This window comes from Acidovorax sp. 106, from assembly GCF_003663825.1.
Classification (GTDB): Bacteria; Pseudomonadota; Gammaproteobacteria; order Burkholderiales; family Burkholderiaceae_C; genus Acidovorax.
The window spans coordinates 535,445-551,177 of the sequence record NZ_RCCC01000001.1 but is presented as its reverse complement, the minus strand read 5'-3'; the positions used below and the strand labels follow the sequence as shown (position 1 = coordinate 551,177).

Annotated in this window: 10 protein-coding genes; 9 read left to right on the top strand and 1 reads right to left on the bottom strand. The window is 64.9% G+C overall.

Annotated elements, in window-relative coordinates:
- Positions 1-25: 25 nt before the first annotated feature.
- Complete coding sequence (locus C8C98_RS02405; protein WP_121452982.1) at positions 26-955, bottom strand: LysR family transcriptional regulator; 930 nt, start codon at positions 953-955, stop codon at positions 26-28.
- Between the two features lie 199 nt (positions 956-1,154).
- On the opposite strand from C8C98_RS02405, the gene C8C98_RS02400 reads away from it, so the two are divergent.
- The 9 genes from C8C98_RS02400 (at position 1,155) to C8C98_RS02360 (ending at position 15,733) form a co-directional block, all read left to right on the top strand.
- Positions 1,155-2,027 (top strand): alpha/beta hydrolase, encoded by an 873-nt coding sequence (locus C8C98_RS02400; protein ID WP_121452981.1) that lies wholly within the window; start codon positions 1,155-1,157, stop codon positions 2,025-2,027.
- A 309-nt stretch (positions 2,028-2,336) separates the two neighbouring features.
- Complete coding sequence (locus C8C98_RS02395; RefSeq protein ID WP_121455970.1) at positions 2,337-3,599, top strand: efflux RND transporter periplasmic adaptor subunit; 1,263 nt, start codon at positions 2,337-2,339, stop codon at positions 3,597-3,599.
- Positions 3,600-3,644: 45 nt separating this feature from the next.
- On the top strand, positions 3,645-6,896 hold the full coding sequence (locus tag C8C98_RS02390; RefSeq protein ID WP_121452980.1) for an efflux RND transporter permease subunit: 3,252 nt from the start codon (positions 3,645-3,647) through the stop codon (positions 6,894-6,896).
- Between the two features lie 103 nt (positions 6,897-6,999).
- A complete protein-coding gene (locus C8C98_RS02385; protein ID WP_121452979.1) occupies positions 7,000-8,493 on the top strand; it encodes an efflux transporter outer membrane subunit in 1,494 nt (497 codons plus the stop codon).
- Positions 8,494-8,728: 235 nt separating this feature from the next.
- Complete coding sequence (locus tag C8C98_RS02380; RefSeq protein WP_121452978.1) at positions 8,729-10,165, top strand: NAD-dependent succinate-semialdehyde dehydrogenase; 1,437 nt, start codon at positions 8,729-8,731, stop codon at positions 10,163-10,165.
- 380 nt (positions 10,166-10,545) lie between these two features.
- Positions 10,546-11,343 carry a DUF2971 domain-containing protein gene (locus tag C8C98_RS02375; protein ID WP_121452977.1) on the top strand — a complete coding sequence of 266 codons (798 nt, stop codon included), beginning with the start codon at positions 10,546-10,548 and terminating at the stop codon, positions 11,341-11,343.
- A gap of 395 nt (positions 11,344-11,738) precedes the next feature.
- Complete coding sequence (locus C8C98_RS02370) at positions 11,739-12,533, top strand: hypothetical protein (protein ID WP_121452976.1); 795 nt, start codon at positions 11,739-11,741, stop codon at positions 12,531-12,533.
- A gap of 307 nt (positions 12,534-12,840) precedes the next feature.
- Positions 12,841-13,884, top strand: a complete 1,044-nt coding sequence (locus C8C98_RS02365) for a helix-turn-helix transcriptional regulator (RefSeq protein ID WP_121452975.1) — start codon at positions 12,841-12,843, stop codon at positions 13,882-13,884.
- Positions 13,885-14,104: 220 nt separating this feature from the next.
- The gene (locus tag C8C98_RS02360; RefSeq protein ID WP_233574427.1) at positions 14,105-15,733 is read left to right on the top strand and encodes a tannase/feruloyl esterase family alpha/beta hydrolase; all 1,629 of its coding nucleotides are present in this window, start codon (positions 14,105-14,107) and stop codon (positions 15,731-15,733) included.

The following is a 15,733-nucleotide window of genomic DNA, read 5'->3' as shown; positions in this document are numbered from 1 at the left end:
CGGGCGCAGGCCTTTGAACAGGTTCTTACGCCGAAGGCGACTCGGTGCGCTGCATGTAAGGCTCGCGCTGAAACAGCTCTGCCGCCCAGTCCACAAAGGCGCGCACCTTGGCGCTGAGGTGCCGGTTGGGTGGGTACACCACATAGACCGGCAGCAGGGGCTGGGTCCACTCAGGCAGCAGCTGCACCAGCGCACCGCTTTGCAAATGCCTTTGCGCCTGAAAGCTGGTGATTTGCGCGATGCCCAGGCCTTGCACCGCTGCAGACACATAGGCATTGGCTTCGTTCACGCTGACCTGGTAAGGCCCGTGGATGTCGATGGACTCGGCGCCCTTGCGGAACTCCAGCGGGTAGTGCCGCCCGGACTGGGGCGAGAAATACAGCAGACTGGAGTGTTTTTCTTCGACTTCCAGGGGGTGCGCGGGCGTGCCTTTGCGCGCCAGGTAGTCGGGCGACGCTACGGTGAGGAACTCCAGGTTGCCGATGCGCCGCGCCACCAGGGACTGGTCGCTCAGTGCCCCGCCGCGAATGACGCAGTCCACGTTGTCACCAATCAGGTCCACCGTGCGGTCGCTCACGCCCAGGTCCAGCTGGATGTCGGGGTAGCGGGCCTGGAACTCGGCCAGGTGCGGAATGATGAGCAGCTGCGCCACCGAGGTGCCCACGTCCACCCGCAACCGCCCCAGTGGGTTGGCGCGGGCGTTGGTCATGCTGGCTTCGATGTCGTCCAGGTCGGCCAGCAGGCGCACCGTGCGCTCGTAGTAAGCGGCGCCGTCGGCCGTCACGGTCACGCGGCGGGTGGTGCGGTTGAGTAGCTTCACGCGCAGCCGCTCCTCCAGCGCCTGCACATGCTTGGTGACGGTGGCTTTGGGCAGCGACAAAGAGTCGGCTGCCCGCGTGAATGTGCCTGCTTCTACGACACGGGTGAATATGCGCATGGCCTGAATTTGGTCCATGGCCCCTCCTCGAAACGGGTTGATCAGCCCCCACAGAACTTTGTTCTGCGGGGGCTGAAGAATTCTCACACGCAACCCATGGCTTCATTGTTGAGCTTTTGGAAACACTGCGGTGGTGTTTGCCGGGTTTATCAGGTGCTGCTGTGTCGGTACATTTCAACCATCCCAAGATTTAGGGTCCCCTTTTCGGGGCCATGCCATGCAACCCGACGCCCCCCGTCCCGCCCCGCAGTCCAAGCCAGCCGCCGCACCCAAGGTGCAGCCAGCCGCAGCGCGTTGTGTCGATAGCGCCATCGAACTGGCTGCAGGCCAAAGCGTGGCGGTGCGCATGTACGGCCGCAAGAAGACGGGCCAGACCTCGCCAGTGGTGGTGCACTTCCATGGCGGCGCCTTTGTGTCGGGTGACCTGGACAACGGCTGCACCGTGGGTGGCCTGCTGGAAGGCGCTGGCGCCGTGGTGGTGTCGGTGGCGTATCCACTCACACCGTTTCCGCAGCCCGTGGACACCGGCTACGAGGTACTCAAGTGGGTGCACCGCAACCGCACCAAGCTGGGCGGACAGGGCGCGCTGGTGTACCTGGCGGGCGAAGAGGCTGGCGGCAACCTGGCTGCCGCTGTGGCCCTGATGGCGCGTGACCAATCCCACCCCCCGCTGGCTGGGCAGATTTTGCTGTCGCCCATGCTCGACCCCTGTGTGGGCACAGCCTCGCAGCGGCAGGTGACTGGGGACGCGGTGGACTGCAAGTGGGTGGAGGGCTGGCGCAACTTCCTGCGCTGCCCACGCGATGCCGAGCACCCCTACGCGGTACCGGCCTCTGCGCACCGCTTGGCAGGCTTGCCCCCCACGCTGATTTTGGTGGGTGACACCGACCCCATGCACGACGAGGCTCTGGCCTATGCAGCCCGGCTGCGCGCCGCTGGCTTGATGGTGACGCAGCATGTGTTTGCCAAGGCCGAGAAATGGCCTGAGCCTTTGCTGGAGACTGGCCCGCACGAATGTCCTTGCGCCGGTGCGGCGCAAGAGGAGTTTCGGCGGTTTTTTGACGCCACCCGATGTCAGGCACCGTCCTGACACTGATCGCACCGATGACCTTGACCCCCTGACCGGCAAGTGATTGCCGCTGCGCCAGCCCCCTTGCAGGGCTGGCTGGGCGCAGCTTTGCCCTTGGATTTCGCAACCCATTTTGAATCTGGCCTGAAGTGCCGGAGGGATCTGCTTTGCCTGGATTTTGTGCTTTGCGACGCGCTCTTGTTGGGGCGTTTGAGACAGCCCCCAGTGGCGCTGAGAACCTTTTGAGCCCTGCGGGCCCGCCACCAGCGGCATGCCCGGCAGACCTGGACAGACCTGATGAACCGAATCAATGACACGGAGGAAAACACCATGAACAACGCACTTCTCTCTTCGCCCCGCCGCCGCTGGTGGGCCACGGCAGGCGCCCTTGCGGCGGCTGTGGCTGTGGGGGGCACGGCCCTGGGCCTGCAAGACTCGCACGCTGAATCGCCCACGGCAGGGGCCGCCCCGCAGGGCGTGCCCGTGTCGGTGGCCGCTGTGCTGCAAAAAGACATCGCCCTGTGGGACGAGTTCTCGGGCCGCCTGGAGGCCGTGCAGCGCGTAGAGGTGCGCCCCCGCGTTGCGGGTGCGCTGCAGGCCGTGCACTTCAAGGAGGGGGCCCTCGTCAAGCAGGGCGACCTGCTGGTGACGGTGGACCCCGCCCCCTACGCCGCCGAGATGGACCGCGCCGAAGCCCAGGTGGCCGCCGCGCAGGCCCGCGTTTCGTACACCCGCAGTGAGCTGGACCGCTCCACCCGTCTGCTGCAAGAAAGCGCCATCGCCCAGCGCGAGCACGACGAACGCCAGAACGCCCACCGCGAGGCCGATGCCAACCTGCGCGCTGCGCAGGCCGCATTGCAAACCGCACGCCTGAACCTGTCGTACACCCAGGTGCGCGCGCCGGTGGCGGGCCGCGTGGGCCGCATCGAAGTCACTGTGGGCAACCTGGTGTCCGCCGGTGCGGGCGCGCCGGTGCTGACATCGCTCGTCTCTGTCAGCCCCATCTACGCGAGCTTTGACACCGACGAGCAGATCGTGGTGAAGGCCCTGCAAGACCTGGGCAGCGGCTCCAAGGGGCAAAGTGCGCGCCAGTTGCTGGAGCGCATCCCCGTGCAAATGGGCACGGGCACCAGCACCAGTGGCGGCACGCCGCACGCCGGCCACCTGCAGCTGATTGACAACCAGGTGGACGCCAAGAGCGGCACCGTGCGCGTGCGTGCGGTGTTTGACAACGCCGACGGCGCACTCATCCCCGGCCAGTTTGCACGCATCCGCATGGGCCAGGCGCGCAACACCCAGGCTGTGCTCATCAATGAGCGTGCCGTGGGCACCGATCAGAGCAAGAAGTTTGTGATGGTGGTGGCCGAAGGCAACAAGGCCGAGTACCGCGAGGTGACGCTGGGTGCCCCGGTGGACGGCCTGCGCGTGGTCACCTCGGGCCTGAAGGCGGGCGAGACCATTGTGGTCAACGGCCTGCAGCGCGTGCGCCCTGGTGCTGTGCTGGCACCGCAAGCCGTGCCCATGTCGGCCAAAGCAGAGGTGCCCGGTGAGCGCAAGCAAGCCCAAGGCGCCACCAAATCGCCCGCTGTGTGAACGTTGTGAGCGCAGCGAGTGATTTGAGCTATCAGGAATATTTGTATGAACCTGTCCCGTTTTTTCATTGACCGCCCCATCTTTGCCGGGGTGCTGTCGGTGCTCATCTTTCTGGCGGGCCTGATCGCATTGCGCGGTCTGCCCATCTCTGAGTACCCCGAGGTCGCGCCGCCGTCTGTGGTGGTGCGCGCCCAGTACCCAGGTGCCAACCCCAAGGTGATCGCCGAGACCGTGGCCACGCCGCTGGAGGAATCCATCAACGGCGTGGAAGGCATGCTCTACATGGGCAGCCAGGCCACCACCGATGGCACGATGACGCTGACGGTGACCTTCAAGCTGGGCACCGACCCCGACAAGGCCCAGCAGCTGGTGCAAAACCGCGTCTCGCAGGCAGAGCCACGCTTGCCTGAAGAAGTGCGCCGCTTGGGTGTCACCACCGTCAAGAGCGCGCCGGACCTGACCATGGTGGTGCACCTGGTCTCGCCCAACAACCGCTACGACATCGACTACCTGCGCAACTACGCCGTGCTCAACGTGAAGGACCGGCTCGCCCGCATTGGCGGCGTGGGCCAGGTGCAGATCTTTGGCGGCGGCGACTACTCCATGCGCGTGTGGCTCGACCCCCAAAAGGTCGCGCAGCGCGGCCTCTCGGCCAGCGATGTGGTGTCTGCCATCCGTGGGCAGAACGTGCAGGCGGCTGCTGGTGTGGTGGGCGCATCGCCCGGCCTGCCAGGCGTGGACCTGCAACTGTCCATCAATGCCCAGGGCCGTTTGACGACCGAGGAAGAGTTTGGCGACATCATCGTCAAGACCAGCGCCGACGGCGCGGTGACACGCCTGCGCGACATCGCCCGCCTGGAGCTGGGCGCTGCCGACTATTCGCTGCGCTCGCTGCTCAACAACGACCCTGCCGTGGGCATGGGCGTGTTCCAGGCCCCGGGCTCCAACGCTCTCGACATCTCGGCCAATGTGCGCAAGACCATGGACGAGATCCAGAAGAACATGCCCGAAGGTGTGGAGTACCGCATTGCGTACGACCCCACACAGTTCGTGCGTGCGTCGATCAAATCCGTCATCCAAACGCTGATCGAAGCCATCGCGCTGGTGGTGATCGTGGTGATCCTGTTCCTGCAGACCTGGCGTGCCTCCATCATCCCGCTGCTGGCGGTGCCGGTGTCGGTGGTGGGCACGTTTGCGGTGCTGCACTTGCTGGGCTTCTCCATCAATGCTTTGAGCCTGTTCGGCCTGGTGCTGGCCATCGGCATCGTGGTGGACGACGCCATCGTGGTGGTCGAGAACGTGGAGCGCAACATCGAAGAAGGCCTGACCCCGCGCGAGGCCACCTACCGCGCCATGCGCGAAGTCTCTGGCCCCATCATCGCCATCGCACTGGTGCTGGTGGCGGTGTTCGTGCCACTGGCCTTTATCAGCGGGCTCACGGGCCAGTTCTACCGCCAGTTTGCGGTCACCATTGCCATCTCTACGGTGATCTCTGCCATCAACTCGTTGACCTTGTCACCCGCGCTGAGCGCGCTGCTGCTCAAGGGCCACCACGAACCCAAGGATGCATTGACGCGCGGCATGGACAAAGTGCTGGGCCGCTTCTTCGCTGCCTTCAACCGCGTGTTCCAGCGCGGCTCGGATGCCTATAGCGGTGGCGTCAAGCGCGTCATTGGCCGCAAGGCGCTGATGCTGGTCATTTACCTGGCCTTGGTGGGCGCTACCTGGGGCCTGTTCAAGGTCGTGCCTGGCGGCTTTGTGCCTGCGCAAGACAAGCAGTACCTGGTGGGCTTTGCCCAGCTGCCCGATGGCGCTACGCTGGACCGCACCGAAGATGTGATCCGCCGCATGGGCGAAATCGTCAAGACCAACCCCAATGTGGAAGACGCCATCGCCTTCCCGGGCCTGTCGATCAACGGCTTCACCAACAGCTCCAACTCTGGCATCGTGTTCGTCACGCTCAAGCCCTTTGCCGAGCGCACCCGTGCTGACCAAAGCGGCGGTGCCGTGGCTATGCAGCTGAACCAGGCGTTTGGCAGCATCCAGGAAGCGTTCATCGCCATGTTCCCACCGCCACCCGTGGCGGGCCTGGGCACCACCGGCGGCTTCAAGCTGCAGATCGAAGACCGTGCCTCGCTGGGCTACGAAGCCATGGACGGCGCCGTGAAAGCCTTCATGGCCAAGGCCTACCAGACGCCCGAGCTGGCTGGGCTGTTCACCAGCTGGCAGGTCAACGTGCCGCAGCTGTACGCCAACATCGACCGCACCAAGGCGCGCCAGCTCGGCGTGCCCGTGACGGACATCTTCGACACCCTGCAGATCTACCTGGGCAGCCTGTACGCCAACGACTTCAACCAGTTTGGCCGCACCTACAGCGTACGCGTGCAGGCCGATGCGGCCTACCGTGCGCGGGCTGAAGATGTGGCGGCGCTCAAGGTGCGCTCCAGCACAGGCGAGATGGTGCCTCTGTCTGCGCTGATGAAGATTGAGCCCAGCTTTGGCCCTGAACGTGCCATGCGCTACAACGGCTACCTGGCCGCCGATGTGAACGGTGGCCCTGCTCCCGGCTTCTCGTCGGGCCAGGCCCAGGCCGCTATCGAGCGCATTGCGGCAGAGACACTGCCTCAGGGCATCACGTTTGAATGGACCGAGCTGACCTACCAGGAAATCCTGGCGGGCAACTCTGCCGTGTTGGTGTTCCCGCTGGCCATCTTGCTGGTGTTCCTGGTGCTGGCTGCGCAGTACGAGAGCCTCACGCTGCCCATTGCCATCATCTTGATCGTGCCCATGGGCCTGCTGGCGGCGATGACGGGCGTGTGGCTCACCAAGGGCGACAACAACGTGTTCACGCAGATCGGGCTCATCGTGCTGGTGGGGCTATCGGCCAAGAACGCGATCCTGATCGTGGAGTTTGCGCGCGAGCTGGAGTTTGCGGGCCGCAGCCCGGTGCAGGCCGCCATTGAGGCCAGTCGCCTGCGTCTGCGCCCCATTCTGATGACCTCGCTGGCGTTCGTGATGGGCGTGCTGCCCCTGGTGCTGTCCACCGGTGCGGGCGCAGAAATGCGCAGCGCCATGGGCGTGGCCGTGTTCGCCGGGATGATTGGGGTGACGGCCTTTGGCCTGTTCCTCACGCCCGTGTTCTACGTGCTGCTGCGCAAGCTGGCAGGCAACCGCCCGCTGGTGGAGCATGGCGCGCATGTGGCGCCCATCTCCCATGCTCCGCACGCAACGCCGAGTGCGGGCAGTGCCGCACACCCTGTGCTGGCTGCTCCCCGCCATCCCCATGAAGGTGCCTGAACGCCTTTGAGCCATTGAGCAATTTGCAATGGGCCCAGGCCCTGCGCCTAAAGCCGCCCACAGCCCAGGAAGACCGGGGCTGTGGCCCGGCAGGAGATTCAACATGACAGACAACGCAAATCACCCCGGGGCCGTGCCGTCCCCGGCCGCCCGCAGGCGCAGCCTGCTGGCTCCCTTGGCTGCAGCGCTGGTGCTGGCTGGCTGTATGACGCAGCCCGTGGTGCCCGGGCCGCACGCCGGTGTGCCTGTGCCCGACGCCTTTAGCGCCGGTAGCCAGCAAGCCGCTGTGCCGCCCGCGCCTTGGACGGTGGCGCCCCCCGCTGAAGCGCAGCCGCGCGGCGAGTGGTGGCTGGGGTTCCAAGACCCTGCACTGGCTGAATTGGTACAGCGCGCAGGCAGCGCCAACACCAGCATCCAGCAAGCCGCCGCGCGCTTGGCCGAGGCCCGCTCGCTGCTGCGCTCGGCCGACGCTGCGCGCTCGGTGCAGGTGGGCGCATCGGCCGGTGTCACCCGCCAGGCCGGTGCCGCCACCACGGGCAGTGCCACCCCCGCCACGCTGGGCACGGCCGGGCTCAATGTGTCGTATGAGCTGGACCTGTTTGGCAAGCTGTCGCAAACCAGCGATGCCGCGCGGCTGGACGCTGATGCCCGCGCTGCACTGCTGCAAAGCACGCGCCTGATGGTGCAGGCCGACGTGGCGCAAACCTATTTGCAACTGCGCTCAGCACAGACCGAGCTGCAACTCGTCCATGAGAGCCTGGCCGCGTACCAGGACACCCTGCGCCTGACGCAGCGCCGCCAGCAGGCCGGTGATGTGGCCGAGCTGGATGTGGCCCGTGTGCAGACCGAAGTGGCCGCCACCGAGTCCGAAGCCCTGGCCCTGCAGCGCCAGCAAGCGCTGCTGACCAACGCGCTGGCCGTACTGGTGGGCGATGTGCCGGGCAGCTTTGCGTTGCCCACAGCTGCAGCCGAGGCAACCCTGCCCGTCATCCCCCCTGGCGTGCCCGGCACCGTATTGGCCCGCAGGCCCGATGTGTCGGCTGCGCAGACTGCCGTGATGGCCGCGCAGGCCCGCGTGGGCGTGGCGCAAACGGCCTGGTTCCCGGCCATTACGCTCACGGGCAATGCGGGCCATGCATCGCCCGAGCTGGGCGACCTCTTCAAGTGGTCGGCCCGCGCCTGGGGCGTGAGCGCCTTGCTCTCGCTGCCCTTGTGGGACGGCGGCCAGCGCGACGCGCAAGTGCAGGGCGCCAACGCCCGGCTGGAGCAGGCCCTGGCCAGCCACCGCGAGCAGGTGCTCACCGCCTTCCGCGAGGTGGAAGACCAATTGGCTTCGCTGCGCTGGCTTGCTGGCCAGGCCGAGGCACAAGGCCGCGCAGTGACGGCCGCCCGCCGCGCCACGCAGCTGTCCGACACGCGCTACCTCAACGGCTTGGTCAGCCAACTGGAACTGCTCGACGCCCGCCGCAGCGAGCTGCGCAACCGCCGCCAGGCCCTGCAGGTGCGCACCGCGCAGTACACGGCCACCGTGGGGCTCATCCGCGCCCTGGGTGGCGACTGGGGCGACGCCGCCCCGCGTGTGGCAGCGGCTCCCTGACCTGCAGGCGAGGGCGCAGCGCGACGGCGGGCATGGACAGGGCGCGAAGGGCAGGGAGCAGTACCCCCACCTTCGCCTCGGGTTGTCATACAACCACGGCGGCGCCGCTGGCGCTGCGCCTATAGTGTGGGGCGCGCTTGGGCCCCAACGCCTTGTTGGGGTTGCAAGCCAATTCACCAGGGTGCCCGGCCCGGGGCTGGCCACCGTCTTTTGTTCCATCCACAGGAGTTTTTGCATGAGCTACCCCCACACCCGTCTTTTCATTGCAGGCACATGGCAGGACGCTGCGGACGGCAAGACCATTGCCGTGCACAACCCCGCCACCGGCAAAGAAATCGGCCGGGTGGCCCACGCGGGCAAGGCCGACCTGGACCGTGCCCTGGAAGCCGCCCAAAAGGGCTTTGAAGCCTGGCGCGACATCCCCGCTGTAGACCGCGCCAAGACCATGCGCCGCGCTGCTGCGTTGATTCGCGAACGCGCCGAATCAATAGCCGCCATCATGGTGCAAGAGCAGGGCAAGCCCCTGGCCGAGGCCAAGGTCGAAACCATGTCGGCCGCAGAAATCATCGAATGGTTTGCCGACGAATCCCAGCGCGTGTACGGCCGCATCGTGCCCTCGCGCAACCTCAAGGCCCAGCAACTGGTCATCAAAGACCCCGTGGGCCCCGTCGCCGCCTTCACGCCCTGGAACTTCCCCATCAACCAAGTGGTGCGCAAGCTCGCTGCAGCCCTGGCCGCAGGCTGCTCCATCCTCGTCAAGGCGCCTGAAGAAACCCCCGCCAGCCCCGCTGAGCTGATCCGCGCCTTTGCCGATGCAGGCGTGCCCGCTGGCACCGTGGGCCTGGTCTATGGCGACCCGGCAGAAATCTCCAACTACCTCATCCCACACCCGGTCATCCGCAAGGTCACCTTCACCGGCTCGACCCCCGTGGGCAAGCAACTGGCGGCCCTGGCTGGCAAGCACATGAAGCGCGTGACGATGGAGCTGGGTGGCCACGCCCCCGTCATCGTGGCCGAGGACGCCGACGTCGAGCTGGCCATCCGCGCCGCAGGCGGCGCCAAGTTCCGCAACGCGGGGCAGGTGTGCATCTCGCCCACCCGCTTTTTGGTGCACGAAAGCATCCGTGGTGAATTTGTGGCCGCACTGGCCCGCCACGCGCAGGGCTTGAAGGTGGGCGACGGCCTGGCCGAAGGCACACAGATGGGCCCCCTGGCCAACCCCCGCCGTATCACCGCAATGGCCGACCTGCTGGCCGACGCCGTGCAGCACGGCGCCCAGGTGGCCGCAGGCGGCCAGCGCATTGGGTCGGAAGGCAACTTCTTCCAGCCCACCGTGCTGAACGACGTACCCCTGTCGGCCCGCATCTTCAACGAAGAGCCCTTCGGCCCCGTGGCTGCCGTGCGTGGCTTTGAAAAGATCGAAGACGCCATTGCCGAAGCCAACCGCCTGCCGTTTGGCCTGGCCGGTTACGCCTTCACCACCTCGCTGAAAAACGCCCACCTGCTGGCCCAGCGCCTGGAAGTGGGCATGCTCTGGATCAACCAGGCGGCGGCCCCTGCGGCTGAGCTGCCGTTTGGTGGCCTGAAGGATTCGGGCTACGGATCGGAAGGTGGCCCTGAGGCGATTGAGGCGCACATGAATACGCGTCTCGTGTCGATCATGAACGCTTGATGTCCTGACACGGCAGGCGCTGGTGGGTGGTGCGCGCAAGGCGCGCTGCCCACGGTGCGCTGCCCACGGTGCTTGAGGTCTACATGGATTTCTTTGTTGATGGGGCTAGGGATACAGCGGCCCGTCGTCTTCATCAGAATGGTCAGATGCTATGGGCCATCCGCTGTCATTTTGAGCGAAGCTGTCAAAGGCAGACCCGGGCTCAACGTTGGTATTACAGTTTATGGCGAACCCCAGCCAGGCGTGTCGCTGATGTAGTCGGCAAAGGCTTGGCGGTGTGCGTTGCAAAAACCTTAGCCGCCGGACGACCGGAGTACGTCAGAGAATCGTAAGGGTCTCGCGTCTACGCAAATGCCCGGCGATCCCAACAGAAGGCGACCATGAGCGAGCAAGACGAAGCCCCAGCTAAGTTCTACAAATACCGATCAATGGCCAATGCCGAGGTCATCAAGTGGGTCGAGCGGATCGTCTTGCACAACGAACTGTACTTCGCTGCGGCAAAGACATTCAATGACCCGTTCGACCTCCGCCCGATCTTCTCGCTTGATGCGCCAAAGACCACGCAGATCAAAGAGTTTGAGCGCCTGTCCAGAAAGTTCGAACCAGGCCTGAATCGCGAACAGCGGCGCACCCAGGCCAAGGAGGTCGTCAAGAATTCGCTGGGCCGGAAGACCATCAAGACAACTGAGGAGGGCATCCAGCGCGAGCAAGCACGCTTGATTACAGAGGATGTCGGTGTGTACTGCGTGTCCGCTACGTGCGATGACATCCTGATGTGGTCGCACTACGGCGACTATCACAGAGGTATCTGCTTGGAGTTTGACGGCCACACCAAGCTGATGGCGCACGCGCAAAAGGTGCAGTATTCGCAGAAGCGCATACCGATCAAGACATACTCAGACGGCACCGAGGCGTCTATGACAAAGGCGCTTCTTACCAAGTCGCTGCAGTGGGCGTACGAGGATGAGTGGCGTCTAATCAACTACATAAAAGGACCTGGGACTGTGGAGTTCAGGCCAGAGAACCTGACGGGCATCTTGCTGGGCGCACTCGTCTCACCGGACACAGTGATGAAGATCAAGGAGTGGGTAGCGGCAAGGTCGCACCCGCTGGATATATACCAAGCCTCACTGAGCAAGACCGACTACGCCTTGAGCATCAAGAAGCGCGAGATTTGAGGCAGGATCGCAAACAGGGTGCGCTGGTGTACTTCGGGCACGCAATAGCTGACCTAGGTCGCCCCGACGGCACCTCAACAGCCTTCAACTCGTGTTGCTGGCGATGTTGCCCTTCAGTCCTGCTACCGCAAACCAATGCTTCCACATCTGCGCAGGTCGCAGGTGCTCACCCGGGTACCACGCTTGCCATGCACGAACAGCGTGCTGACTTCATCTGAAATCAGTCAGGAGGTCATACAGCCGTCATGCACTAGCCGGGGCTTCTGACCGAGTGTTCGCAACCGTTGCGCAGCGGCTCTTTAAGTTGGCAACGCCGAAAACCGCAGTGGGCCCTAAGCTGCCATGGTTCCCGCACCCACCGCGTTAGCTTCCAACGTTGTTCACAACACGCTGCCATGACCCTGCCACGTCTGCTCGCCCCCTTCCTGGCCCTCGCCTGCACCTTGCCCGCCTTCGCAGGCATGGAAAAAGAAAGCCACAGCACCCGTAGCGGCCTCTTCTTTGCGATGCTGACGCCCGATGTGGAGCGGGTGCTGGCATCGTTCGACAGCCAGGTACCGCTGCAGCAACTGGCGCAGCACTGCAACACAGGCAAGGCCGTGTTTGCGTTGCAGGCGGGGGCCAAGTACCAGTGCAAGGCCGAGGTGTTCAAGAACGCTTCAGGCGCGGAGCAGTGGGAGTCTGTGGGGGTGACGGTGCAAGGCCCTGCACGCCAGAGTGATCGCCAGAGTGACCGCCGGGAGTACGGCCTTTTTTCACTCACGCCACCGGCCACGCCCCGTTGGGATGTGCGCAAGATCGAGCCTGAGCACCGCGCTGGGCTGCAAGCCTATCTGCAATCCGACACGCGCCGTTTTGGCTGGCTGCAGCCCCAGTTGCGGTGGGAGTCGGCCCTGTCTGTTCGCCCGCCCCAAGCGGCGGCGGATGCGCGCACCACGTTGGTGGTGCCGGGCAAGGTGGTGCGTGATACCAATGCGTTCTACGAAGCCCAACGGCACCATGTGTTTGTGCGCAAGCAGGACGCTTACGTCTACATGGGCGAGGTACCGGGCGCGCCTGCGAGCTATGTCGATATTGACGGCAATGACCTGCCCGGGCTGGTGGTGAGTGAGGGCTGTGACGGCTGGTGCATCAGCCTGTGGGGCCTGACGGGTGGACTGCGGCAGGTGGGGACGTTTGGCGGGCACTAAGAACCTGGGGCGGGGCCAGATGGCTCCTTGTGGCATTGCCAATGATGGGGCAGCTTCGGCCCTGAAGCGCCTGTACGGGCGGAGGCTGTCCGCTTGGAGTCCAACTGCTTTATAGTGATTTGCTACATTTTTGATAGCTGCTAGCGCTTATTGAATAAGCGCTAGAGCCTGATTTGATCTGAAATATGCACTGCGCAGGCGGCGTTTGCACTCCAATCGGCCTCGCGTGTGCGGCAGGGCATGTACGGGTACGCAGCCCCTGGGTGTTTGGGTACATTGGTTATGAAAAATAACCAGGAGACGCCCCATGCCCCCCACCGTTGGCAGCGCACCCCGCCCACAGCGTTGGATGCACGCGCCGCCCCTGCCACCCTTGCAAGCCCTCAGCGCCAGCCTGCTGGATTTGACGGCACTGGCCCATCACACCCCGCCGCAGCAGATGCTGCACGACGCGCTGCACCTGTTGCAGCGGCTGGTGCCGTTTGATTCAGCATGGTGGGGCGAAGTGTCTGCAGGCAGTGCACACGCTGCGCCGCGCAACTGGTTGCATGGCAGCATTGGCCTGAGCCAGCGGTTTGCCCAAGAGTGGAACGCGCTGGCGGCGGGCGACGAGTTTGCGCGCATGTCCATGGAGCGCCTGGGTGAGGTCATTTGCGAGAACGGCCCGGATGCGCCCGGCGCCATTCCCCCGGAGCTGGAAGCCTTCTGCCGCCGCCATGGCCTGTGCCACTGCATGGCCATCACGGTGGAACTGCCGGGCAGCGGGATGATGTTCTTCGTCTCTGTCTACCGTCCACCGCAAGGCCCGCCGTTCTCGGGGCTGGAGGCTGAGTTATTTGGCGAGTTTGTTGCCCACCTGCTGTGCCACTGGCGCCATGCGTTGCAGCGCCTGCAGGCGCTGCCATCGGCCCACCCGTGGGATGGCCATGCGCTGGCCGAGCCAGATGGCAATTTGCTTTATGTGGGTTTGCGCCTGGGGCAGGCGCTGCACCATGCCCACCCGCAGTGGTCCGGCCCCGCGCTGCCTGCCGCCTTGCATGCGGGGCTGTGCAAGCTGCCGGGCACCATGGCGTTGGGCAAGAGCACCCGCCTGCGGTTTGAGGCCTGTGGCCCGTTGGTCCTCATCAGCTTGGTGGTGCGCCAGCCGGGCAGTGCGCAGCCACCGTCGCAGTCGCCTTTGGCTCCGCGTGAGCTGGGTGCGGCCACGCTGTATGCGCACGGGCATTCGTACAAAGACATTGCGCTGGCACTGGGCTTGTCACCCGCCACCGTGCGCACCTATCTGCGCAGTGCCTACGGCCTGCTGGGCGTGCGCAACAAGGTCGAGCTGGTGAGCGCACTGCGCAAATAGGGCCCCTTCCCCCTTCGCTGCACAGGCTGAAGGGGCTCAGAACGCGCGCTCAGGACTTTCCCTTCCCCTCTGCATTTGCAGAGGCTTATTTGTGCCCCTGGCCTCCTATCGTGGTGCCCGGAGCCATTGCAAGGGCAGGCACGCGAGCGCAACAGCCCATCTGCATCGCACGCCGCCAGCAAGGCTCCTAAAACCATCACGACATATGGAGACTTTGCACATGAATTCCCCCACCTTTCACGCGTCTGCGTTGCGCTCGCAGGGCAGGGCCTTGCTGGCCCGCAACGCCGCGGGCACAGCGCTGGCTGTTGTGGCCGCGCTGGCCTTGAGCGCCTGCGGCGGCAGCGACGGCACGCCATCGCCGTCTTCCCGCCCTCTGGCCGAGGCCTGCCCCACCTACCGCCCGGCTGCATTGCCCGGCGGTGCCAAGGTCACGGCGACCGAGGTCCGTAAATCCAACGGCAGCCTGCCAGACGTGTGCATCGTGCGTGGCGAAATCGTCTCGTCGGCCGATTCCACCATCCACTGGGCGGTGGAGCTGCCCAGCGGCAGCCTGTGGAATGGCAAAACGCTCACCATTGGGGGCGGCGGGTTCGATGGCTTCATCCCCACGGACGATGTGTTCTACCAACAGCTCGTGGGCCCATCGGCCAACCCTTACGTCAAGATCAGCTCGGACTCGGGGCATGGGCCAGCAGGCTTCTCATGGGGCTCTAGCGACGCAGCGCTGCGCAACCATGCGTTTGAGGCCAACCATCTGGTGCTGGAAGTGGGCACTGCGATGGCGACCGACTTCTACGGAAAACGGCCTGTGCGCCGCTACCACATGGGGCATTCCAACGGTGGCCGATCGGCCCTGGCCGCTACCCAGCGCTACCCCAAGGATTACGACGGTGTGATCGCCATGGAGCCCGCCATCAGCCAGCAGGCGCACCAGGTCAACCTGGGGCCTACGGTGCTCAAGCACATCTTCTCCAAACCCGAGAACTGGCTGAGCGCTGAGAAGATTGCCCTGTATGCCAAGGCTGAGACGGCAGCCTGTGATGCACTCGATGGCCTCAAGGACGGCATCATTGGCAACGTGCAGGCCTGCAACTATGTGCCCACCGACTTGCTGTGTACCGGTGCTGACAACGACACCTGCCTGACGGCAGGGCAGATCGAATCCATCCGCTTGATCTATGCCAACCACGACACGCCCGTCACGCTGTCGCGCGGCGCACGAGGCTACCCCCGTTATGGGCGGGGTGGTGCCTCCACGTCAGACTGGAAGGACTACATGTTCGGCAACAGCTTTGCTGCGCGGGATTCGTTCAACTTCATGGCAGCGCAAGAGGCCGCGCGCCTGGTGGAGGGCAACCCCAAGCTCAGCCTGCTCGACCATGACCCGACCCGCTTCCCATCGCAGTACCTGCGGCTGGCCGAGATGATCGATTCGACCAACCCCGATATCTCTGCCTTCGCGGACAACGGCGGCAAGCTGCTCATCTGGTACGGCCTGGCCGATGCTTGCGTGTCGGTGTACCGCACAGCCGACTATTTTGAGTCGATGAAGCAACAGGTGGGCGCCACCAAGGCGCGGGGCTTTGCCCGCATGCTGACCTCGCCATCCGTGGGGCACAACCTGGATGGTGCAGGCACCGACCCGCTCTCCATCGACCTGCTGACGGCGCTGGACAACTGGGTGGAAAAGCAGACCGCGCCCGACAAGCTCGTGGCATCCAAGTTTGCTGCAGGTAGCAAAACACCGTTGCTGCAGCGCCCTGTGTGCGAGTTCCCGCAGTTCCCGCGCTACAACGGAACGGGCGACCAGGCCAAGGCAGAGAGCTTTAGCTGCTCTGCCACCTGA

Excerpts from the sequence above, each read along its gene's own strand:
- C8C98_RS02405 (WP_121452982.1), bottom strand. The coding sequence starts at position 955 with ATGGACCAAATTCAGGCCATGCGCATATTCACCCGTGTCGTAGAAGCA.
- C8C98_RS02400 (WP_121452981.1), top strand. The coding sequence starts at position 1,155 with ATGCAACCCGACGCCCCCCGTCCCGCCCCGCAGTCCAAGCCAGCCGCC.
- C8C98_RS02395 (WP_121455970.1), top strand. The coding sequence starts at position 2,337 with ATGAACAACGCACTTCTCTCTTCGCCCCGCCGCCGCTGGTGGGCCACG.
- C8C98_RS02390 (WP_121452980.1), top strand. The coding sequence starts at position 3,645 with ATGAACCTGTCCCGTTTTTTCATTGACCGCCCCATCTTTGCCGGGGTG.
- C8C98_RS02385 (WP_121452979.1), top strand. The coding sequence starts at position 7,000 with ATGACAGACAACGCAAATCACCCCGGGGCCGTGCCGTCCCCGGCCGCC.
- C8C98_RS02380 (WP_121452978.1), top strand. The coding sequence starts at position 8,729 with ATGAGCTACCCCCACACCCGTCTTTTCATTGCAGGCACATGGCAGGAC.
- C8C98_RS02375 (WP_121452977.1), top strand. The coding sequence starts at position 10,546 with ATGAGCGAGCAAGACGAAGCCCCAGCTAAGTTCTACAAATACCGATCA.
- C8C98_RS02370 (WP_121452976.1), top strand. The coding sequence starts at position 11,739 with ATGACCCTGCCACGTCTGCTCGCCCCCTTCCTGGCCCTCGCCTGCACC.
- C8C98_RS02365 (WP_121452975.1), top strand. The coding sequence starts at position 12,841 with ATGCCCCCCACCGTTGGCAGCGCACCCCGCCCACAGCGTTGGATGCAC.
- C8C98_RS02360 (WP_233574427.1), top strand. The coding sequence starts at position 14,105 with ATGAATTCCCCCACCTTTCACGCGTCTGCGTTGCGCTCGCAGGGCAGG.